At 39.1% G+C, this 23,365-nt stretch carries 17 protein-coding genes and 1 pseudogene; 3 read left to right on the forward strand and 15 right to left on the reverse strand.

Features of this window, described 5'->3' with window-relative positions:
- Positions 1-12 precede the first annotated feature (12 nt).
- The 5 genes from AC4QJR_RS24480 to AC4QJR_RS24500 all read right to left on the reverse strand — a co-directional run bounded on the left by AC4QJR_RS24480 (position 13) and on the right by AC4QJR_RS24500 (position 5,888).
- Positions 13-1,500, reverse strand: coding sequence for an ATP-dependent helicase ComFA (locus AC4QJR_RS24480; RefSeq protein ID WP_496524483.1), 1,488 nt, complete (start codon positions 1,498-1,500; stop codon positions 13-15).
- On the reverse strand, positions 1,470-2,477 hold the full coding sequence (locus AC4QJR_RS24485) for a nuclease-related domain-containing protein (RefSeq protein WP_496526736.1): 1,008 nt from the start codon (positions 2,475-2,477) through the stop codon (positions 1,470-1,472). The genes AC4QJR_RS24480 and AC4QJR_RS24485 overlap by 31 nt, the downstream gene beginning before the upstream one ends.
- A 547-nt stretch (positions 2,478-3,024) precedes the next feature.
- The gene (locus AC4QJR_RS24490; RefSeq protein ID WP_496526737.1) at positions 3,025-3,873 is read right to left on the reverse strand and encodes a DegV family protein; all 849 of its coding nucleotides are present in this window, start codon (positions 3,871-3,873) and stop codon (positions 3,025-3,027) included.
- 121 nt (positions 3,874-3,994) lie between these two features.
- Positions 3,995-4,681 carry a response regulator gene (locus AC4QJR_RS24495; RefSeq protein WP_098576378.1) on the reverse strand — a complete coding sequence of 229 codons (687 nt, stop codon included), beginning with the start codon at positions 4,679-4,681 and terminating at the stop codon, positions 3,995-3,997.
- Between the two features lie 64 nt (positions 4,682-4,745).
- Entirely contained in the window at positions 4,746-5,888 is a 1,143-nt protein-coding gene (locus tag AC4QJR_RS24500; protein WP_098576377.1) for a sensor histidine kinase, read from the reverse strand.
- 324 nt (positions 5,889-6,212) lie between these two features.
- Here AC4QJR_RS24500 and AC4QJR_RS24505 point away from each other — a divergent pair, with 324 nt between their 5' ends.
- Positions 6,213-6,845: a YigZ family protein gene (locus tag AC4QJR_RS24505; RefSeq protein WP_496524484.1), complete on the forward strand. Its 633-nt coding sequence runs from the start codon at positions 6,213-6,215 to the stop codon at positions 6,843-6,845.
- 144 nt (positions 6,846-6,989) lie between these two features.
- A complete protein-coding gene (locus tag AC4QJR_RS24510) occupies positions 6,990-7,997 on the forward strand; it encodes an LCP family protein (protein ID WP_098576375.1) in 1,008 nt (335 codons plus the stop codon).
- Positions 7,998-8,119: 122 nt separating this feature from the next.
- On the opposite strand, the gene AC4QJR_RS24515 is transcribed toward AC4QJR_RS24510, so the two are convergent.
- From AC4QJR_RS24515 to AC4QJR_RS24560, 10 genes and pseudogenes are all read right to left on the reverse strand, one after another.
- Positions 8,120-9,169 (reverse strand): glycosyltransferase family 4 protein, encoded by a 1,050-nt coding sequence (locus AC4QJR_RS24515; protein ID WP_098576374.1) that lies wholly within the window; start codon positions 9,167-9,169, stop codon positions 8,120-8,122.
- A 238-nt stretch (positions 9,170-9,407) separates the two neighbouring features.
- Positions 9,408-10,142, reverse strand: coding sequence for a WecB/TagA/CpsF family glycosyltransferase (locus AC4QJR_RS24520; protein WP_496524485.1), 735 nt, complete (start codon positions 10,140-10,142; stop codon positions 9,408-9,410).
- Positions 10,142-10,948 (reverse strand): teichoic acids export ABC transporter ATP-binding subunit TagH, encoded by an 807-nt coding sequence (gene tagH, locus AC4QJR_RS24525; RefSeq protein WP_496524486.1) that lies wholly within the window; start codon positions 10,946-10,948, stop codon positions 10,142-10,144. The genes AC4QJR_RS24520 and tagH overlap by 1 nt, the downstream gene beginning before the upstream one ends.
- A gap of 17 nt (positions 10,949-10,965) precedes the next feature.
- Entirely contained in the window at positions 10,966-11,796 is an 831-nt protein-coding gene (locus AC4QJR_RS24530) for an ABC transporter permease (protein ID WP_496524487.1), read from the reverse strand.
- Between the two features lie 120 nt (positions 11,797-11,916).
- Positions 11,917-13,125: a CDP-glycerol glycerophosphotransferase family protein gene (locus AC4QJR_RS24535; protein WP_496524488.1), complete on the reverse strand. Its 1,209-nt coding sequence runs from the start codon at positions 13,123-13,125 to the stop codon at positions 11,917-11,919.
- Positions 13,106-13,504: a glycerol-3-phosphate cytidylyltransferase gene (gene tagD, locus AC4QJR_RS24540; RefSeq protein WP_098576370.1), complete on the reverse strand. Its 399-nt coding sequence runs from the start codon at positions 13,502-13,504 to the stop codon at positions 13,106-13,108. Before tagD ends, AC4QJR_RS24535 begins: the two co-directional genes overlap by 20 nt.
- A gap of 218 nt (positions 13,505-13,722) precedes the next feature.
- Entirely contained in the window at positions 13,723-16,047 is a 2,325-nt protein-coding gene (locus AC4QJR_RS24545; protein ID WP_496524489.1) for an SH3 domain-containing protein, read from the reverse strand.
- Between the two features lie 319 nt (positions 16,048-16,366).
- A pseudogene (locus tag AC4QJR_RS24550) lies at positions 16,367-17,542 on the reverse strand (CDP-glycerol glycerophosphotransferase family protein); the annotation flags it as partial.
- A gap of 81 nt (positions 17,543-17,623) precedes the next feature.
- Entirely contained in the window at positions 17,624-18,508 is an 885-nt protein-coding gene (gene galU, locus AC4QJR_RS24555) for a UTP--glucose-1-phosphate uridylyltransferase GalU (RefSeq protein ID WP_496524490.1), read from the reverse strand.
- Between the two features lie 53 nt (positions 18,509-18,561).
- Positions 18,562-21,687, reverse strand: a complete 3,126-nt coding sequence (locus AC4QJR_RS24560; protein ID WP_496524491.1) for a CDP-glycerol glycerophosphotransferase family protein — start codon at positions 21,685-21,687, stop codon at positions 18,562-18,564.
- Positions 21,688-22,001: 314 nt separating this feature from the next.
- Between AC4QJR_RS24560 and AC4QJR_RS24565 the strand changes: the two genes are divergently transcribed.
- Complete coding sequence (locus AC4QJR_RS24565; protein ID WP_496524492.1) at positions 22,002-23,339, forward strand: glycosyltransferase family 2 protein; 1,338 nt, start codon at positions 22,002-22,004, stop codon at positions 23,337-23,339.
- The last annotated feature ends 26 nt before the right edge of the window (positions 23,340-23,365 follow it).

The following is a 23,365-nucleotide window of genomic DNA, read 5'->3' on the forward strand; positions in this document are numbered from 1 at the left end:
TTAAACCTCCTTTTACTTGTCGAGTAATTCCCTTTTGATTCCTTCCCGGTTCATTGAGACGATTTGCTTTTTGGCCCTTATCATCTCTTCGGTTTTTCCATAATGAAAATAGGTCACTACCCCCTCTGGATAATCCTTGCTCCTCCCCGCCCTTCCAGCAATTTGGACAAGGGCACTTTCTGAAAAAACAGCATCTTCCGCACCTACCACTGCGACATCAATGTTGGGGAAGGTTACCCCCCGTTCAAGAATCGTCGTCGTCAAAAGCAACGGGATTTCTTTGGCGCGCATTCTTAGCACCTTTTCTTTACGGTCAGGGTCTTCGGCATGGACCGCTTCTACGGATGCATCCAATTGGCGTAAGATAAGGAGAGCTTTTTCCATTAAAGGGATATGAGGAAAAAACACTAGGGCTTGCTTGTTGGCATAAATCCGCTCAGCTATCCAGCGGAGGACGTTGGCCGGGAGCTTATTTTTTTGCAGCTGCTTTTGCCAATTGCCGCACCATTCAAACTTAGGGACCGGGAGCGGATGACAATGGAAACGTGCTGGGATTGTGGTAAATGCGCGTTTTCCAGTGCGGCATTCCCTTTGCCATTTTTGATTGGGTGTAGCAGTCAGGTAAATCATGGCGGAGGACGGTTTTCGGGCCTGGATGGCGGCATACTGAAGCGATTCCTCGACGGTATACGGAAAAGCATCGACCTCATCCAATATAATGGCATCAAAGGCCTGGTAAAAGCGGAGCAGCTGGTGAGTGGTTGCAATGGTAAGGGGAGCATAGACATGGCGGTCCTTACTTCCACCGTAAAGGGATACAATCTTTATTTCAGGAAAGGCGGATTTCAGTCTGGGTGTGAGTTCTAAGACGACATCAGTCCGAGGCGTGGCAATGCAGATTCTCTTTTTAGCAGCAAGTGCCGCTTCAATTCCAGCGAAAAGAACCTCGGTTTTCCCTGCTCCGCATACGGCCCAGACTAAGTGTTCTTGATTGTGCAAAATAGCGGTGGTTACATGGTCCGATGCAACCTGTTGCCCCTTAGAGAGCGTCCCCTGCCAATGCTTGATGGTTGCGGGAAGTTTGGTGTCAGGCACCGGCCCACTCCAACCGATAAGAGCGGTGCACGCACTGATCCTTCCCATCATAATGCAATGGCGGCAATAGAGACAGGTTTCTCCACATCTTGAGCATGGGTAGGCAGCAAACCAGTGCGCCTCCTTGTTGCCGCAGCGGGCACAAACTGGCTTTTTCCCTTCATAGTAAATTCCACTCCGGTAGGTGATACAGCCATTTTCATAATGGCTCGTGATTTCTTCGAATGGAAATGGGATATCCTCAGGGAGGAGCTGTTTGCCGGTGAGAAGCTGCTGCAGGTCTGGATTGTAGGAGAATGTTGGATGGAGCGGCGGCTGAGGGATGCTGGATAGTTTAGAGATTGGGAGTGAGTCTTCTTGTATGGTCGCTGGTATTAATAGGTTGTTTTTAATGATAAAACGCACGGGGGCACCTTCTCTGGATTGAGATAATAAAGACGATCTTTTGTTTTCCCTGACTTTTTTAGATCCAGTTTATGAAGTAGTTTTTGTGTGGTATGAATGGTTGAGAGATGCAGGAAGCCTCTTGCCTCTTGGTTGGTGATTGTTGGCTTGTAGAGGTAGAAATAGTGACTGAGGGTTCTTAGAATGACATCCTTCGAGATCATATGACAGGCAGGGCAGATCCAAACCCCTCTTTTGTAATTCATCGGAATATAATTGCATTCGTTATTCGGACAGCAAACACCACTGCGTATATCCTTCTCTGTTAGATTGTATTCTTTTAGAATGTCAATTGGTTTTAGGCTGTGTTGGCTTAGAAGTAGGTTGCCGATTTGGGACATGGTCTCAATATCGATTCGTTCATGCTTATATTGTTGGTCCATGCCATCAATCTTATTAAAGATGTCTCTTCCTTTGCATATTTTAGAAAAATCCATTTTGTCTCCAGAGTTCGTTTTCAAAATGGTACTTGTACTTTTGAAAAAAATTAGAGTGTCAACAGGGAGTAAATTGCAATGGTTTTTGATCATCCAATTCCTTAGGAGTGATTGAAGTCGTTGACATTGAACACGCGGGTCCTCAAAGGATTCTTCTGTTCCATCTTCATTTTTCCGGATGAGTTGTTTAAAGGTATTATCGAATGTCAATGTGCCTGCTATATTTTTGGCTTCAATAATCAGGATGGATTTTTGCGAAAGTAGAAGGGTATCGATCTGGAAGTGTATGCTGTTGTATTGGAGTTGGAGGTCATGGAAGATGAGGTATATATCTTGTGGAAGTTCTTTAACGTAGTTTGCTAAGGCAACTTCGCCCCAGTAACCAGCCCATCGTTTGGCTAGGTCCTTTTCAATTTCTTGATATTTTCTATGGCCGATAATGAGACGTAGTTTTAGGATTTCTGTTAAAAATAGTCTTTGGGGTGGGGTTAAATCTTTCATGATCAAGTTAATCGTCAGCTCCCTTACCTTTTTTGAGAAATTTCTACAAAGTTTGTATTATTTCCTGCTTAATCGTGGGAATTTTTTATGGATATGTGTCAGTTTGATGTCTTTTCTATTGTGGCTGGAAGAATTTCGCCAGATTGGACCTGGATTTCGCCGACTATAGGAGTTATTTCGCCAAACTGGGGATGAATTTCGCCGACCCCCGAGCTTATTTCGCCGAATCCTCAATTGATTTCGCCAAACCCCTTTTGATTACCTATTTCAGAGATTTCGAGTCACATTCTTTAGACTCGTTTTTTAGGATTGCTCTCGTGGCGGGGGATTTCGCCAGATTGGACCTGGATTTCGCCGACTATAGGTGTTATTTCGCCAAACTGGGGATGGATTTCGCCGACCCCCGAGCTTATTTCGCCGAATCCTCAATTGATTTCGCCAAACCTCATTTTAATACTTTTCAAAACCCATTCCTCCACCACCCCAAAATTAAAAACCATTCCGGCCCAAAGGACGGAATGGCAACTACCTTACTAAACTAACTTGCTTACCTATCTAATTTTTTCATCCAGCCCAAGCCCATGGCTCCTTCGCCGAGATGGGTACCGATGACGGCGCCGAAGTAACTGATTGTAAATTCGACATTAGGATACGCGACTGCCAGCTCGTCGCGCCATTCTCTGGCCTCTTCCTCACGGTTGGCGTGGATAATGACAGCTTGATAGCTGTTACCACTGGACGCATCCTCATCAAGAAGGTCAACGATTCGTTTCATCGCTTTCTTACGGGTGCGGATTTTTTCAAATGGAACAATGACTTTGTTTTCAAAATGAAGCAGTGGTTTCACTTGAAGAATGCTGCCGATAAAGGCTTGGGCACTCGAGAGACGCCCCCCTCGTTGCAAATGAGCTAAATCGTCCACCATGAAATAGGCACGGGCCGTCATTTTTAATGCTTCTAAATGAGCCACAATCGTTCCTGGATCCTCGCCCTCAGAAGCCAATTTTGCTGCCTCCATTGCATAAAACCCCTGCACCATGCAGCTGATTTCAGAGTCATAGGGGTGCACTGCAATGCCCTCTACCATCGAACTGGCCGCGACTGCCCCTTGAAAGGTGCCGCTGATACCACTGGAAAGATGGATGCTAATGACCGCATCATACTCCTTTGCAAGGCTCTCAAAAAGCTCAACAAACTGGCCGATGGGTGGCTGGGAAGTGGTTGGCAGCTCATTCTCCTTAACCTCTTCGTAAAACTGCCTCCAAGTAATATCCACTTCTTCGTGGTAAACCTCGTTACCAAAGATGACATGTAACGGGATCATATGTATATTCCATTTATCGCGTAGATCCTTTGGGATGTACGCAGTACTATCCGTGACGACGGCTGTCTTCATAAAAAATACCATCCTTATCTTTTTAACTCTATATGGTATTTTATATGAAATTTGGAGAAATTGCATTAATTCCCCAAATAAAAAAGGACATGCTCTTCAGCATGCCCCAAACTAACTCTACTTACTTAACCTCGACCCAGCCATTCTTAATGGCGACAACAACAGCTTGGGTGCGGTCATTTACGTTCATTTTTTGTAAAATGTTGGAGACGTGGTTTTTAACTGTTTTTTCACTGATGAATAAAGCTTCGCCAATACCACGGTTGCTTTTACCATCGGCAAGCATTTGAAGTACTTCACATTCACGGCGTGTCAATAAATGCAATGGACGGCGAATTTCCATTGTTTGGAGGTACGCCCCGCCACTGCGGGCGACACCCGCTGCCAGCTTGCGGTACTCGTTTACTAAATTATGAGTAACCTTTGGATGTAAATACGATCCGCCGTCAGCGACAACTTTGACCGCTTCAATTAAGGCATCTGCATCCATCTCTTTTAATAAGTAACCAATGGCCCCGGTTTGTAAGGCATGGGTCACATAGTTCTCATCATCGTGAATGGATAAGATAATAATCTTCGTGTCAGGGTATTTGTCGACCAAATCACGTGTAGCTTCGACACCATTCACTTGTGGCATATTGATATCCATAATCACCACATCAGGTTGGAATTCTTCTACTAATCTTAATGCTTCGCTGCCATCCTCACCTTCTGCGACAACTTGGAACGATTTTTCAAACTCTAGTATTCTTTTAACGCCTTCTCTAAATAGTTGGTGATCGTCTATAATGACAATTTTGGTAGTCAATTTTAACGCCTCCTAAGCCTTCTAATTTCGAAATTTTCTCCACTGACGGTAGGTTCATAGTTTTCTAGTTAATTAGTGGGACTCGAATCAGCACAGCGGTCCCCTTACCTATTTTTGAATCAAAGGTAAGCTCACCTTCAAGCAGGTCAACCCGCTCTCGCATTCCAATCATGCCAAATGACTCTGGTTTCTTTTCTGTGATATCAAAACCGATACCATTGTCCTTAATTAAGACGGTAATGGATGCATTGGTTATTTCTAACCGTACTTTGATTTCACAGGCATTAGCATGTTTTAATGCATTTTGCACTGATTCCTGTATCATCCGAAAGAGCGCGACTTCATACTTAGTCGGAAGCCTGCGTTCTAGTCCGATATTCACAAAATCAATTTTTGATTGGTTATGATATTCTTCGATGGTTCGCAAGTATTTTCTGAGGGTAGGGACGAGACCTAAATCATCTAATGCCATCGGACGAAGGTCATAGATAATTCGCCGGACTTCATAAAGTGCCGAACGAACCATTTTTTTAAAGCTGCTAACCTCAGAAAAAGCCTCATCCGCGCCTTTTTCCCTATAGACACGTTCAATTAAATCCGAACGCATAATTACATTGGCAAGCATTTGGGCGGGGCCATCGTGAATATCCCTTGAAAGCCGTTTGCGTTCCTCTTCTTGTGCTTCAATGATCTTTAATCCAAAATCTTGCTTGGCTTTGGCATGTTCAAGTACCTCGCCAACCTGCTTCAGATCACTGGTCAAGTAATTCATTACGACTGAAATTTGCGATATCAACTGGTCGGCACGATCAATCGTTTCGTCCAACCCTACTAGACGATTTTCAAGGTCGGATCTTTTATCCAAAAGCTGCTTTTTGTATTGCCAATTAATAGATAGGTCCATTTGCAGTTGATGGGCTTTTTCATAGGCATCACGGACCTCTTCTTCAGAGTAATTTTTAAAATTCATACTGACTTCTGACAGCATGCTCCGCGCTTCAAGGACCTGTTTTTCAAGTTCCTCGCCTTCATTTGTGAGTTTTACCATCATCTGCTTAATATTATCTAATTCATTGATCATATTTTCATAATCCTGACGGCATTGTTCACCGATCCGGAAGATGTCAGTTTTACTGCAAGTAACGGTTTCAATCATTTCTTCACGAATTTCATCAATTGATTTCATATTGATTTGCTTAATCTTCATACCCATTCCTCCGATAAGAAAAGCAATAATCGCTTGGACGCTATCGTTAAACAATATTTTAATTTCAAACAAATGATTTCATTATCTTTGGATTTTTACCTACATACCTTGTAACATATAATACAATGGTTTGAATCAATTTGCTATTCTTAACATACACGTTACCATTAATTTCAGTAAATAGTAGTAGTATAATAGGAGTGGCACTATTTCCCCATAACACAGGTATTTACTACTTTTATCTGTTTTATTATAACATGTATATTTTACTGCCATATTAAAGTTATATTACACCATTATGAAATTTAGGAAGGAGTGCACTGAATGCTGCCTCGATATCATACAGTCAAAAAAGCTGGTAAACATGAAATCATTATTCAAAAATCACGATTTATTGCCCACGTCAAAAGAACGGAAACTGAATTGGAAGCACAAGAATTCATCCAAGCCTTGAAAAAAAAATATTGGGATGCCACCCATAACTGTTCCGCCTACCTCATTGGTGAGAATGATCAAATTCAAAAAGCCAATGATGATGGAGAACCAAGCGGTACAGCTGGCGTGCCGATTCTTGAGGTTTTGAAAAAAAGAAAACTAAAGGATACTGCCGTGGTCGTTACCCGTTATTTTGGCGGCATCAAATTAGGGGCCGGCGGTCTAATCCGCGCTTATGGGAAATCTACATCGGAAGGACTAGATGCTGTCGGAATCGTCGAAAGAAAGTTGATGCAGGTCTTCCATATTACAATTGATTATTCTTGGCTTGGAAAGATTGAAAACGAATTAAGATCGTCCATTTATATTCTAAAGAATATTCAATACCAAGAAAATGTCGAATTTGAAGTATTTGTGGAAGAGGAACAGCAGCAGACATTTATAGAATGGATAACTGAATTAACAAATGGACAAGCCGAAATGGCAAAAGGAGAAATGACCTATCTAGAAACCGATATTTAGGCTTTCTCTGCTTTCACTTTGTCCAGATGAAGGAAATTTAAATTTACAAAAAATTTCATTTTACCAATCTCTATAAATATTATAAAATAGAATAGATTTTCAACAAAAGCTGACATTTTTCTACTTTATACTAGGAGGCAATCTATGTCTATCAATAGACAGGTTTATAAGAATAAGAAAAAAGGTAAGAAAAAACGAAAACGAATTTTGTTATGGATTATCATGCCGATTCTATTATTGATTGTCGGTGCAACAGCATACGGAGGATTTCTATATAACAAAGCAGAATCTGTTATGAATAAATCCTACAAGCCGATTGACCGCGATACAAAGGCAACAAAAACCAATGTTAAACTTGAAAATACATCGATCTTATTTATTGGTGTAGATGACAGTGAAAAACGGAAGGCGAGCGGCAGTTCTCGTTCCGATGCGTTAATGCTGGCTACCTTTAATAAAGAAGATAAATCTATTAAACTATTAAGTATTCCACGTGATTCCTATGTTCATATTCCTGAGAAGGATATTTATACAAAAATTAATCACGCCCACGCGTACGGCGGCGTAAAACTGACGCTTGAAACAGTCGAAGAATTACTTGATGTTCCTGTCGATTATTATGTGAAAATGAACTTTAACGCGTTTATTGATGTCATTGATGCTCTTGATGGAGTCCAAGTAGATGTCCCGTTCACCTTTTCTGAACAGGATTCCAAGGACCATGCCAAAGCTATTACCTTGAAAAAAGGTTTACAAGAACTAGATGGTGAAGAAGCTCTGGCATTTGCACGGACCAGAAAAATTGATAATGATATTCAAAGAGGTCTTCGCCAGCAGCAAATCTTTAAGGCGATTCTCGCCAAAGGTGCTTCCATTAAGTCCATTACCAATTACACCGATGTCATGGAAGCGGTCGGGAAAAACATGTCGACAGACTTAACGTTTGATCAAATGAAATCATTTATCAGCTATGTCCAGGCTGGATCTGGAATTGATGTTGAATCGATGTCACTAAAAGGATCTGACTCCTATATTGATCGTGTTTATTATTATCAACTTGACGAAGCAGCTTTAGAAGAAACAAAATCTAAACTGAAAGCACATCTAAACTCAACGGCAACAGCAAGTACAACAGAAACAGAAACAGAATAAATCAAAGAACCCGGATCTTTAAAGAATCCGGGTTCTATTTTTTGCATAACTTTCGAGAAAAAGAAAACAATAAAAGGGTAATCCACAGTTGAGATTTACCCTTTTTAACTATTCTATTAGATTTACCTGTTTTTGTTCAGTAACCCCATAATACGGAGGAGCGGCCGATAATTTTTATTAATTAATCCAATCGTTTCAACGAATAGTTCAATCGCCAGCACAATAATGGTCATGATTAAGATTGAACCCCAAACGGTTGTGATGGTAAAAATAAAGGCTGCAAGGCCAAACATGGCGCTCATTGCATAAATTAACAGAACCGTTTCACGATGTGTAAACCCTAGTTCTAGTAAGCAATGGTGTAAATGGGATTTGTCTGGAGCTGCTAATGATTTCTTGTTGTAAATTCGACGAATGATAGCAAAGAATGTATCTGAAATGGGAACACCTAAAATAATGATTGGAACAACAAACGAGATTAATGTTACATTTTTAAAACCGAGCAATGAAAGGACCGAGATCATATATCCAAGAAAAAGAGCACCAGAATCACCCATAAAAATTTTAGCTGGATGAAAATTATAAATCAAAAATCCTAACGTGCTTGCTAGAAGGATTGTCCCCATTGCGACTACATAGCCATTCCCCATCACAATCGCCATTCCAGATATTGTGATAAAGGCGATTGATGATACACCAGCAGCCAAGCCATCCAAACCATCAATCAAATTGATGGCATTCGTAACACCAACAATCCAAATGACAGTAATCGGGATACTGAAGATCCCAAATTCTAAGTAGCCGTTAAACGGTAAGTTAATAAACTCAACTTCCACGCCACCCCACATAACAACAATCAGAGCTGCAATGATTTGTAAAGCAAATTTTACTTTGGCTGATAATTCATAGATATCATCTAACATACCAGTAGCTAATATGATGACTCCCCCAGCAATTATGGCTGCATGGTAGGGGCTATATGGTTGGAGAATTAGTATACCGAAAAGGAAACTAATATAAATCGCTAACCCGCCTAAACGCGGCATAATTTTAGAATGTACTTTGCGTTGATTAGGACTGTCCGTTGCTCCTAATTTAAAAGCCAATTTTTTCACAATTGGAGTAATTAAAATGGAGCATAAAAAACATAATATTAAGGTCAGATATAACATGAAGACCCTCCCTATTAGTATAATGCCCCATTAATAAATTTTAGAAACAGGCACATATTTCTAAGTACACTACAACGAACATATTATAGCACACCCAATTTTACTTTGGTATAAATTAATAAATTATCGGAATATTCTAACTCAACAACATAATGCTAGTAATTTACTTCTTTCACCATGTAAGACGATTGGTTGCTTCAGAAGGTTACATGTATTTTAAGTAAAAATAGTTAGCAGCTTATTTGCTGCGCTTTAATTTAAAGATTTGCTTAATAAAACGTGGGATAGCCAACATTCTTCTCCATCTGGATGGCTGGCTAATTAAGCGATAAAACCATTCGAGATTCAACTTTTGCCAGATGCGCGGAGCACGCTGGACCTCACCGGCAAGGACATCGATACTGCCTCCCACCCCCATAAATAATCCGTGCGAAAATTGGTCGAGATGTTTAGCAATCCATTGTTCCTGTCTAGGGAATCCCAATGCCACAAATACGACATCCGGGTTAGCTGCCTTAATCTCAGCAGTCACACTACTTTTCTCCCAATCAAAAAATCCATGATGACGTCCGACGATTTGAATATCAGGATAGCTGCTGTGGATATTGTCCACCGCTTTTTGATTAGTTTCCTCGCGTCCGCCTAAGAGATAAATTTTCAATTTTTTCTTATTGCCAAGTTCGAGGAGACGGATCGTTAAATCATAACCAGCCACCCTCTCAATGATTGGAGTACCTAGAATTTTCGAAGCAAGAATAATTCCATACCCGTCAGGAACAACCATGTCGGCCGATTGGATGATTTTTTTATAATCGGGATGTTCATGTGCATACATGACTATTTCCGGGTTAGCTGTGACAATGAATGATTTTTGCTTACTATCTATTCTTGCAATAAGGTCCTCAACTACTTGACCAAAGTGTTTGTTCACAAAATTTATTCCTAAAACAGTCACTAAGTTTGTTTTCATCATTAAATACCCTTTGCAGCTAAGCCTTTTTGTTTTTGCATGACTTTTTCACGGAATTTTTTCTGCTGTTCCGGGGTCATCGACTTATATTCTTTTAGGAATTTTTCATATTCAGGAATGACTTCTTTTACCGGTCCAAACTTCTTAATTTCACCATACTCTAACCAAACTGCTTTTTCACAGAACTCTTTAATTTGACCCATCGAATGGCTGACGAAGAATATGGTTTTCCCTTTTTCTTTAAACTCAAACATTTTGTTCTTTGATTTTTGCGCAAAAACCTGGTCACCCACAGATAAGGCTTCATCGACAATTAGAATATCCGGATTAACCGTGACCGAAATCGCAAAACCAAGCCGGGACTTCATCCCGCTGGAATATTTTTTTACTGGTTGGTCAATAAACTTCCCGATATCGGCAAATTCAATGATTTCAGGTTCCATCTCTTTAATTTCTTTCTTTTTAAAACCGAGCATTAAGCATTTTAACTCAATATTCTCTCGGCCTGTCAATTGATTATTCAGACCAGACGAGATGGCGATAATCGAGGTTGTCCCAATCGTGGTAACCTCACCAGAAGTAGGCGGTATCACGCCTGCGATAATGTTAGACAGCGTAGATTTTCCGGAACCATTGACACCGACAAGTCCGATGACATCCCCTTGCTGGGCCGTAAAGGATATATCTTGAAGTGCATAAAAATCCTCGCCATACCCACCCGGTAGAACAACATCTAGAAGCTTTTCTTTTGGTGATCGATGCATTTTATATTTTTTAAAGACATTCTTTACTATCACCGTTTCACTCACGAAAAATCAACTCCAATTTACAAGTAATCAACAAAACGGTTTCTAAATTTCAAATGAAGGACAGAACCGATGAAAAATAAAACGACAACAGTAATCCAAAAATACAACGTTAATTGCGGGTATTCTGCTGGATACCAAGTTGTTCCAAGCAAGGCCGCTCTGTACCCTTCAACAATGTAGTACAGTGGGTTTAATTTTAATATAAAAATAAAGTCGATTCCGTTTATCATTAAATGTTCAGTTTGCCATAAGAGTGGTGTTAAATATAACAGCATTTTTAAGACGGACTGAACGACCTGCTGAACATCCCTAACAATAGTAGACAGCGTGGAAGTCACCAAAGCAAGTGCAAGTAAAAATAATAACGTAGCAATCATAAAGTAAGGCAGCTGTACAAAATAAATGCTTAGTTTAAAATCAGTAAATTGTAAAAAAACGGTGACCACGGCCACTAATATGAGATGGGTATAAAAATTCGCCATGATGACAAAAGAAGGAATCGCACTCATCGGAAAACTCATTTTTGCGATTAATTGGATTCTGGAATATATCGATCGTGATGAAGCTGAAATCGCGGGATTGACGAAAAACCAGACTATCATTCCTGTAACCATCCAAATAAAAAACGGAACATCTATACCATTATCCATTGGAACCTCTCGGCCTTTCCGAATTCCGGCCCCAAATACAAACCAATAAATAGTCAATTGAATCATTGGATTCAGTATTTCCCATAACCTGCCGAGATAATTATTCGTATTCGCACTTTTTAGTTCAAAGGCAGATAACCTCAGGATCAAGTAAAAGGAACTGATTTGTTCCTTTACAATAGTAATCATCGATTTCATGAAAATTGTCCTTCCTATAGCTAATAATAACCTTGTTCATTATACATTAATTTCTCCAAAGGGACATAATAAAAACAAAGCTTCGACATGAAAATATCGAAGCTTGTCATATTTATTAAATTAATACCCAGTACTCCTTGCCTTAAAACTCTCTTCAGCAAATATGTACTGCACAAGGTTTTGGCTTGAACAGCCTTTAGAATATTGGTTCCATTTTTCTGCATAATATTCGACAAGGCTAAGGTCGAAGCGGTTGTTTTGAATAAGGTCAATAATTGATTGGGTATCTTTGACAAGCGGTCCTGGTAAGTTGTCTTCAAATCCTTCCATTAGACCACGATGTTCTTTATACTCATCTAAATCGTAGGCGAAAAAGATGATCGGTTTATGTAAGATTGAAAAATCGTAGGGAATCGACGAATAATCAGTAATCAAATAATCAGCGGCAACCAGTAGTTCATTAATATCATACTGACTTGAGGAAAGGTCAACAACGAAATCTGAGTATCGCAGGACATACTCATCCTTGTGAACAATTGCCGGATGTAACCTGAGAATTAACCGATAGTCTTGTCCTAACTCATGTGCCATTTTTTCAACCTCTAAGACAAGGTTAAAGTGTTCTAACTCATGGTCTCGATAAGTAGGAGCATAGAGAATAATTTTTTTAGCTCTCAAGCTAGGATGTTGATGTAGTAAGGTGTCGATTGCCTTTCGTTTTGCCTCTTCATTATAGAAGAAATCAGTTCTTGGGACGCCTGTCGGCAGGATATTCTCCTTTTTGAGGTTAAAAGACTTCATAAAAATCTCTGTCATCACATCCGAGCCGGCTATTACTCGATCAAATTTCCTGTATACCTGTAAAAAACGCTCTCTCGCACTATCGGTTCTCGTTTTAATCGATTCATCTTCCAGACCGAACTTTTTCATCGCCCCCGAGGCATGCCATAACTGAATACACTTGACTTCTTTTTTAAAGGTTACGGCAGCTAGAAAGCCAAAGTAGTTATCAATAAAAATATGGCGGGAAGTGGCTATATGAAATACCGCTTTCAGCCAATTCATGATATGTTTCGCTTCAAAGAGAATAGTTGTGGCCTCTTGAACATCCTTAAATTTAGGGAACACCTTTTGTTCGCAGAGAAACACCACATCAGTTAAAATGTGCTGCCTGCGAATTTCTTCATACACATACTGGGTGTTATCACCAAAACTAACCACAAACGTGGTTTTGTTTCTTAGCGGCCACAGACTAAATATGGAAAACAGGCACTTAAAGACAAATAAATAAAAACAAATGGCTAGTTCCCTAACCATTTGTGACAGCATTTAAATCTTCTTTTATTTGTGAAGTAGAAATCCCGATTGTTCTTGGCAGGTAAACCACTTCACAATATTCTTTAAGAAAGTCAAATTTGCCCTTCCAATCATCACCCATCACAAAAACATCAATTTCATGTTTGATCACGTCTTGAATTTTTTGGTCCCAAGTATTTTCAGGAATCACTTCATCCACAAAACGAATGGATTCTAAAATTAACTTTCTGTTTTCAAAGCTGTGGTAAGCTTGTTTATTCTTGCCTTTATTGAATTCATCTGTGGATAGACCAACAACTAAATAATCTCCTAAGTCTTTGGCACGGCTAAGTAAATTTATATGACCAAAATGTAATAAATCAAATGTTCCATATGTTAACACCTTTTTCATAAGAGTAACTCCTCCTGCTATTAGTATTCGGAAAATGCGGCAATATTTATTCAATATCAAAAATTATTTTTCATTTTTAATGTAGTTGACTTCACCAAATCATTATAAGACTATCAAACTTAAAATTCAAATAAGAACTGAATAATTTCCAACAAAATACCATTAATTACTTAATTTTATTGAAAAAGCTGACTTGGTGAACAAGTCAGCCTCTAACACTATTTCAGTTCCTGAGTAATATACATTTTACTAACCCAGCCTTTGCTTCCATTGGCTGTTTTCACTTGATACCATGTTTTCGTCCCATCCATCGTTACTGTGCCATCTGCTTTCATGATAAGAGAAACATAATCATTTAACGGCAGCTTTCCTAGCGAGGAATTGGATGTGGATGGCCCGGTTCGGATATTTAACTCCGAAACTGTCACTCTCCCTAGATTTTGAACAGATATGTAATTTTTATAGTTGCTAAAGTCTACATCATTGGTCCAGTATTCTTTATTGTCCACTTTCACCCGCAGCCAAAAGTCATTTGTTTTTTCCAGGACAGTAAAGGAGGTTCCTCTTTTCATCGTTTTCACTGCATCATGTACGCCCTTTTTACTATTTAGAACAATTTGTTTATTTGCAGGGATGGTAGCAATGGCGACGATATCAGCGGGAAACTTATCTCCGCCAGCAGGAATTAACGGCCTTTGAGGGATATTGGCATCGGGATCTGCCTTTGCATAATAGGCTTTATCATAGGAAAGAATCTTTTCCATATGCTGGCTGATTGCTTTACCCCAATACGGATCAGTAGCATAAAAGAAGTTCATGCCCTCACTACTAGCATCAATTCTTGCATTCGTTAATGATGTGGTACCAAAACCCAGATATGCCCCTTGAAACTTCCAATTAGCTGGATTTAAGTACGTAGATTTCATTTCACGGGCAATAAAGTCAATACACAACTCTACACTAGCAAAACGATAGGCAGCTACAAATGGCGCTGCATCATAGGCACCAAAGCCAAATAAGTTGTTCTTGGTAATCGAAATACTAGAGGTTCCATAGGCACTCTCATGAATGGCATGGGCTGCCAAGTAAAGTGGATTGACCCCATACTTTCGCCCGGCATCAATAAATACCTGTCCTTTATTCGTCAAAATACTCGGCTTCCCCGTATTTTTTACATAGCCAGCAATATAATTATTAATTTGACTTGCCTTAACAGGAGATTGAGTTCTTAAATCAATAAACTGATAGGTATCCCTCGTGCCCATTGGATCACCCGTTATCACCTGTTGAAGGTACGTGCCAAATACGTAGCCGCTTTTCCCGGCATAGCTGACCTTATACCAGCCATTAGACGTCTTGCTGGTTGGAATAATGATTGTTCCTCTAGGAATCGAGGTTAAAATGGCAGCAGTTGTTGCCGCAGCTTGTCTAACATTTAATTGATCCGTAACCGCATAAGTTGTCTTGGTTATGGCTTGCTCGGCAATGGTATCGGTTGGAGGAATGTTTACCCCACCGTTGTCAGTTCCTCCCTTGTCGGGTGTCTCGGCAGGCTTAGCATATTTTGTAATATCGCCGCCATAGACATAGCCAGATTTCCCGTTATAGGAGACTTTATACCAATCTCCGATTCTTTGCTTAGAAGAAATGATTGTTTGCTTTGGTATCTTTACTAGTTTTGTATAGACCTTCCCATAGGATGCGTATACATATGTATCTAGTTTTGCCTGATAGTCTGCTGACGCAAAGGAAGTCACCAGAGCTTTGCTTACCTCTCCGCTATAAACATACAGTGTTTTGCCGTTGTAAGACACCCTATACCATATCTGCCCAATACTATTAACTGCTTGATAGGCAGAATAAAGTCCGTTTCCGCTTGCAAGGCTGTAAAGAGGGCTTTTCTTTGTATCAGGAGTAGAATATAGCTTCACTGTCTTTTTGGGAAAATAATACCCTCCGGCAACCACACTATATTTATAGTATTCCTTTAAAAAAATCCCTTTTACCCATCCAGTAGTTGTTACATTTTTCCCTTTAGAAGAATAGGTGTAGGTCACCTTATACCAATCCGTTACTTTCTCCGCGCTTGTGATGGTCTTGCCCTTTGGAATTGAAAGTAATGTTTTATATTTCGTGCTGGCTCCTGAGCGGATGTTAACATTATCGGTAGTCTGATACGTTGTTTTTGCAAATTTAACCGTTTTTGGTGCTGTAGAAATTTTCTTGATATAGGAGGCGCTAACCCAACCTATTTGGACGACTTTCTTCCCTTTTAGGGTATATTGGTACGAAACCTTTACCCAGGTGCCTTTTTGTTCAGTGGCAGTGATCGTTTTTGATTTAGGGACCTGAAGGATTGCTTTATATTTTGTCGAAGGACCCGTTCGCAAATTAACATTGTCAGTCGTTTGGTAACTGATATTTGCTAATTTTATAGTGCTGGCGGCATAGGCAAGTTGCACCTTTGATGGAATAATTGGAGTGACAACCTCTCCTACTAATAAACTAGTAGATAAGAGAAGAACTTTCCCGATATTTCTCATTGACACACCTCCCTGTCGGATTTTGGATGCTGCATTTCTAATTTTTCTATAAATATAAAAAAACTCAAATTATGACGAAAGTTGCATCCTCCCATTAAATCTGAGAAAATATAACGTTATCAATTCCTATTATCGCTGATATCCTCTTAATTTTAAATAGTTTCCAATAAATACTTGTTGCAATTCGAAAAAATAGGTCGATTTACTCATGAGAATTAGGGAGATTCTTCGGAGAATTTGTAAACTATCACTGTCCTTGTGGGATAAAATGACAAAAACACCCAAATTTCAACCTTGGGTGTTTTCGATCCGTTTATTTTCAATTCTTTAAAATGACTTCATTGACCACTCTTTCTGCCGCATGCCCATCTTCTAGGTAACAAAACTGTTGATAAAAATCATTCATCCGTTCATTTGAAACCGTAGGATTGACTTGGTCTTTAATAGCAGCAATCACTTCTTCTGTTGTTTCGACGAGCGGTCCTGGTGCTTTTTCTTCAAAATTAAAGTAAAAACCTCTTATATCGTCCTTATATTCCTCAAGATCGTAGGTAAAGAATATCATCGGCCGTTTCAAATTCGCATAATCAAAAAATACAGACGAATAATCCGTAATCAGTAAATCACTGATTAAATATAGTTCTCGGATGTCCTCATGCTTGGAAAAGTCCCAAGCAAAGCCTTTATACGCCTCCAAGTCAAAGTTTTCAGCGACTAGATAATGCATCCGGAGAATGATAATATATTCATCCCCGAGTTCTTGTTTAAGTTTTTCCAAATCCAACTGCAAATCAAGCTTATATTTACCTTCTTGATGAAATTGATTGTCGCGCCACGTCGGGGCATAAAGGATCACTTTTTTATCCTCAGGAAGTTGATGCTTCTGCTTAAATTCCTTGGCACGATCGTCACGATCATCTTTATAAAAAATATCATTTCGTGGATAACCCGATTCAATCATTTCTTTATCGAATTTAAAGGCACGCTTAAATATTTCTGTTGAATACCGATTGGGAGAAATTAAATAATCCCAGTTCCGTGATTCAAGATAAAATTCTTGCTTATACTGCTCCGTCGTTGTCCCTGCCATGAGCACTTCTTTCATATCATGGGCCAGCTTTTTCAAGGGGGTCCCATGCCATGTTTGCAAGTAAATGGTCTGCTTTGGCTTCGGAATCCACAAGGGCATCCGGCTATTAGTTACCCAAAACCTTGCCCTCGCCATCAAAAACAGCCATTTTACCGAAAAGCGACGGGCATACGGAATTCCTTTCTCACCAAAGCCTTTTTCAAACCGGGGATCGACACTCCAAATAAGTTCATATTCAGGATGATTTCTTTGCAGGTATTCGTAAATCGCCCGAGGATTACAACTGTATTGCTTGCCAAGAAAGCTTTCAAACATAATTAATTTTTTCTGTGGCGGGAAAAGTGAAACCAACTGAAATAACCATTTGTATCCTGCTATTACTAACTTTTTCACGGATGATACCAATAAAACCGCGCTCCTAACCGTTGAAGAAGAAACACTGAAAGGGCTGCATAAAAAAAAGCAGCCTCGTGTTTACTCAAAAAACTATTTATTCATTTTCACTTCTTGATTCACCAGTTTCACTAGGTACTCAAGCAATTGTTCCCTTAGTTCCTCTCTGCTTAAAGCCATTTCAATCGTTGTCTTAATAAAACCAAATTTCTCACCAACATCATAGCGGATTCCTTCAAAGTCATAGGCAAAAACATCCTGGATACTATTCAAGCGTTGAATCGCATCTGTCAGTTGAATTTCACCACCTGATCCTGTTTCTTGATTTTCAAGGAGATCAAAAATCTCAGGTGTTAAAATATATCTTCCCAAAATGGCAAGATTTGATGGCGCTAACTCGACGGGCGGCTTTTCAACAAAGTTTCTTACCTCATACATGCGTCCATCTTGCCGGCTCGGATCAATAATCCCGTAGCGGTTTGTTTCTGCCATTGGAACGGGCTGCACCCCAATAACAGAAGAACCTACTTTATCATATATGTTCATTAACTGTTTTAACGAAGGCACCTTTGCTTGGACAATATCATCCCCTAATAACACCGCAAATGGCTCATTGCCAATGAACTTTCTCGCACACCAAATCGCATGCCCTAACCCTCTTGGCTCTTTTTGTCTTATGTAATGTATATCAACATTCCCGGGCTTACGAACTTCTTCGAGGAGCTCGAACTTCTCTTTACGAGCTAAATTTTCTTCCAGTTCAAATGCGCTGTCAAAGTGATCTTCGATGGCTCTTTTCCCTTTACCGGTTACGATGATAATATCTTCAATTCCTGATTCGATTGCTTCTTCCACAATATATTGAATCGTTGGTTTATCAACGATTGGCAGCATTTCCTTCGGCATTGCTTTCGTAGCAGGTAAAAACCTTGTGCCCAATCCCGCTGCTGGAATAATCGCCTTTTTGACTTTACTCATTTTTATGTCTCCTTATTTCGTATTCAAATTATGATCCATTCTAAATTTCTGCATCAATCTAATATTTGATAAAACGATGCCATTGCCTTTTTATTGTATTCTTCTGGAATAAATTCATCAAGCTTAATATCCAGCTCATTTCCCGCCAATTGAGTGAGACCTTTTTCCAGCCCTTCAATGCTATTTTCAACTAATAACCCATACCGCCCATTTTCCAATACATTTCGATTCGCAACAATATCTGTCGCTATGATTTTCATCCCATGGGTCATCGCCTCTAGTAACACCATTGGCTGGCCCTCATAATGGGAGGAAAGAACAAAACAATCGCATTTCTTCATTAATATAAATGGGTTCTCTAATTGGCCCATCAAGTATACAGAATCTGATAGCTCCAATTCCGCAATCAAATTCTCCAAGTCATTCCTTAACGGACCTTCACCTAGAATATATAACTTTGAATTTGGGAATTTCTGCTGAAATTGACTGAAGGCCTTAATCAAGTTATCCTGGCCTTTTTCAGGGGATAATCGTCCCATCGTAATGAAATTATAATTTTCTCCAACCGGCTGAGGAGGGATCACTGTTTCTTCAATCGTTTCAAGTTTTTCTTCTATTATAGTTGGAACCACTAGTTTGTATTTTTTCGAATGGAGCATTTTATACAACGGAGGATGGATCTTGGAATGAAGTTGTTTCCTTCCATCATATTCCCGAACAATCGTCAATGCCGACGAATCAATCCAGCCAATCATGGTTCCCTTGATAGAAAGCCGGCTATAGATTCCTTGCTGTGTTCTTGCTTCTTCATCTACATCGACCAATCGACCTTTATAATCCTTGCCAGAAGCGACTTTCTCTGTTCCTTCTAGATTATAGGGCATACTCCAAATGTCATGTCTATTTCCATGAGAAATAATTGCTAATTTCTGCACGGGCGTATGTAATAAGACACGATCTGGAAGCAATTCAAAACAGCCTTGGTCAAGCCAGCCAACGATCCGGTCATCGATACTAAATTTATAATAATTAGTAGACTTTGTTTGCACCTCTCGTAAAATTGCGACTTCCTCGTTTAGGTATTTCAGAGCTGGTGCCACTTCAGCTGCTCCGCTTACGACAGGTGGTCTGTTCCAGATTACCTCGTTTTTCGGATTCGTGATCCTTGCACTTGCTTTAAAGACCGTATTACTGATGATTTGGTCTTCAGCGATAACCTCATTGATTATCGATTTCGTTATACTTTCTGTCCATTCTTCATTCCCTAGTCTCAGAATTTTCTCTGGATTAATCGAGTTCATAACAAAATCAAATTTAAATTCCTCAGCAAATTCCGCCAAATTACTTCTGTTTAGCTCCATTGTTGCTGGTGATACACTTACCAGTTTGTCAAACCGATCATAGACGGAAAAGAGGCCCCGTAAATTTATTCGATGGGGCCGGCGCCCATTTATGACCTTTTCACTATCCGAACGGATGTCATTATGCATATAACAGATTTTTTTCTTTGCATCGGAAGCAAGCAAATATTTGGCCCAATACAGACTGTAACCACTAAAATCAATGGCATAATCAAATTGTGCCCGACCTGATATTCTGTTGTATTCCCGCTTATAGGCGTTTTCTGGGTAAAGTTTTTTGGTCACTTTACTATGTGCTCCTCGATTATGAACAAATTTATCCCGATACACTTCAAAAAGACTATGTACTTCTAATCCATTTCGAAACAAGAACCTAGCATTCTTATTTACCTTTGCGATATTATTTAAGGTTTCTTTCGATTTTGGTGATTTCATGAAAATACTAACATCAAACTTACTATAGTCAATATTGTCGACTAGATTGATAAAGGATGAGGTAATGCCATTGTTTTGCAACCCGCCAGGATAAATAAGGATTTTCTTTTTTTCCCGGTCCAATTGATTAATGATATTGATTGGAGTCTTTTCCTGGTTAAAGACGTATTGGACGATTCTTGCCGTCACCTTTCCATCATCATGTGATGTGAATTTGTTTTTTGCTGCCTGATAGACAGGGCGATAGCTATCACTTATTTTATTAATATCTTGAACGGCGTCAGCCACTTCTTCGATGGTAAAGAGCGTAGGTCCTGGTAGTTCATCCTCGGATAAATACATACCTCTTTCTTCCTGGTAATCGTCATAATCCCAAATATAGAATAAGATTGGTTTACCTGTTACAAGGTAATCAAAAAAGATACTCGAGTAATCGGTGATTAAAAGATCCACAGTACTTAACAGCTCGTTAGTATCTACAAAGTCCGGAACTAAGATCTCTTTAATTTCAGTAAATTTCTTCGCTTGATTATACAAAAAGGGATGAACTTTGATTAAAAGGTTATACTCGTTTCCTACCTTTTGCCTCAAATAGGTCATTTCACTAATGATTTGGAACATATCATTTTTTGCTTTTGATACATTTGTCCCTTTCCATGTAGGTGCATACAGAATCGTCTGTTTATTTTTATCGATTTCTAGCCCTAATCGAGTTAGTAAAGAATGAAATCTATCTGCATCAGTATGATAGGTTAGATCTATTCTTGGATAGCCTTCTTGAATAATTTCTCCATTATATAGTCCGTTTAGTTTATAACTATTAAGAAACATTTTGGTTGTATGGTCATTGGGACTTAAGAGAAAATCCGCACCAAGAAAATTCCTCACTACATTCTGCGAGTGGGCTGGATTTCCAGGGATATCAAATCCCATTCTTTTTAACGGAGTCCCATGCCAGGTATTAATATAGACTTGCTCTTTTTTGGGAATAAAAAAAGGCTGAAAGGTAGAATTATTAATCAAGTACTTGCTCGTGGCTAACCACTTAAGATATTCCTTTGAATTCCGTTTCACAAATATCACATTTTTCAAGTCTTTATAGTTGGCGATCACGCTTTCTAACTCTTTCTCATGATGGATTGACCAAATATGTTTAAAATGCTGAAATTCGGGGTGATGTAAGAGGTATTTAAAAATAGCATATGGGCTATCGGTTACACTTTTTCCGTCCCTGCTTTCATAAAGTATAGTATGGTCCCTCACCTTTGATTTTTCATAAAATCTTCTATACTGAAAATTTCTGCGATGATTGGCCTTTCTAACATAATTATAGAGGGGTCCGAAAATAAATTTAATTCTTCTTTTTAAAACCTTTTTATTCATGAACATCTACAGCTCCCTTACCAGTTCACTTTCTTATAATTTTTTATTAGTTATTCTTACCATTTTTGGTGCTTTATATGTACGGAGCTGACAATCTACTTTTTCTAAACAACAAAAAAGCAAATGGTTATCAGAATTTCCTGGTCATCCATTTGCTTGATAAAGAACTTCCAATATTGTTCGTAGTGTAATAATAACTAGCAGTTGTTGCGAGATTGTTGAATTCTGATTACAAGGAATATTGTACTCATCCAGACACTCTACTATAATGAATACAATACCTATCACAAATACAGTTAAGGGGCAGTTACCGCATGCTTTTTTCGATGATCATTCCTGTCTATAATGCAGAGAAATATGTACAAGAAGCGATTGAAAGCCTTATCCATCAAACAGTTGACTTTAAACAAAATGTCGAAATAATTCTTGTTGATGACGGCAGTACCGATCAATCAAAAGATATATGTCAAAACTACGTCAAACAATATCCTAATAATATTAAATATATTTACCGTGAAAATGCCGGTCCTGGCAGTGCAAGGAATACCGGTTTTGATCATGTATCACCACATTCAGATTATATTGGTTTCCTAGATGCCGATGATCTTCTGTCTGAGGATACACTTGAAAAAGTGGGTTCTTTTTTTTCGCGGAATTCTGAAATACAACTAGCTGTGATTCCCCTCTACCATTTTGAACGAATCGATACTCCGCACAGATTGAACTATCGTTTTGAGCAAGGAGACCGTGTTATCCATATTCTCGAGGAGTATACGGGGATTCATTTTCATATTGGCGGATGCTTTTTTAAAGCGAAACATTTCCTAACTAATCCGGATTTGCGATTTCAAACCGACATCAAATTTTGGGAGGACGCCCTCTTTATCAATACCTTTTTATTAGAGCACAAGCAATATGGGGTAGTCTCGGAAGCAAAATATCATTACCGCCGACGTGTCGATGAGGATTCACTTGTTAGTAATGCTTGGTATCAAAAATCACGATACACGGAAATGATTAGACGTTGTTATTTAACGTTGATTAACGAATCAAAGAGCCGTTATAACGAGATCCTCCCTTATGTGCAGTTTTTAATCACGTACCATATTCGGTTGTATCTTTTTCCAAAGAACAACCCGATAATCTTTGAAGTGTTAACCAAAGAAGAACAAGATGAGTTTTTCGAGGAATTTGTGAAGTTAATTCAACTGTTTGATCAGAAATACATCAAGGAACAGGACATGCCTTTTTATTATAAAACCTATTTGTTAAACCTAAGTGAAAATGGCTGGCCGTACAAAGAAAATATAAGTCCCAAGAAGATTGAAAAACAGAAAGTTGTAATAACTGAATGTCATCACCGTGCATTAAAGTGGACAATAAAAGGTCACTTCATGAATAAAGTCTATTTTATGAAGGAAAATGATCGGCTGTTTATCCAGACGAAAGACAAGATCACGTATTTGCCAAAAGCCGAAATTCCAGGAAAACTGCGGATCATCTGGGGAACCGTTGTCCGAAACTACGAGCATGCTGGTTTTGAAACCACTTTGCCCTTCTATCGGAGTAAATTCCAATTCGGCCTAGAAACTGAATCTGGCAGAAAATTTCTGTTAAACAAAGTAAACCTGAAAGTAGTAGACTTGAATTAATAGTAAAAAGGGTGAATCCAAAAATA

Source organism: Neobacillus sp. BP17 (assembly GCF_059579525.1).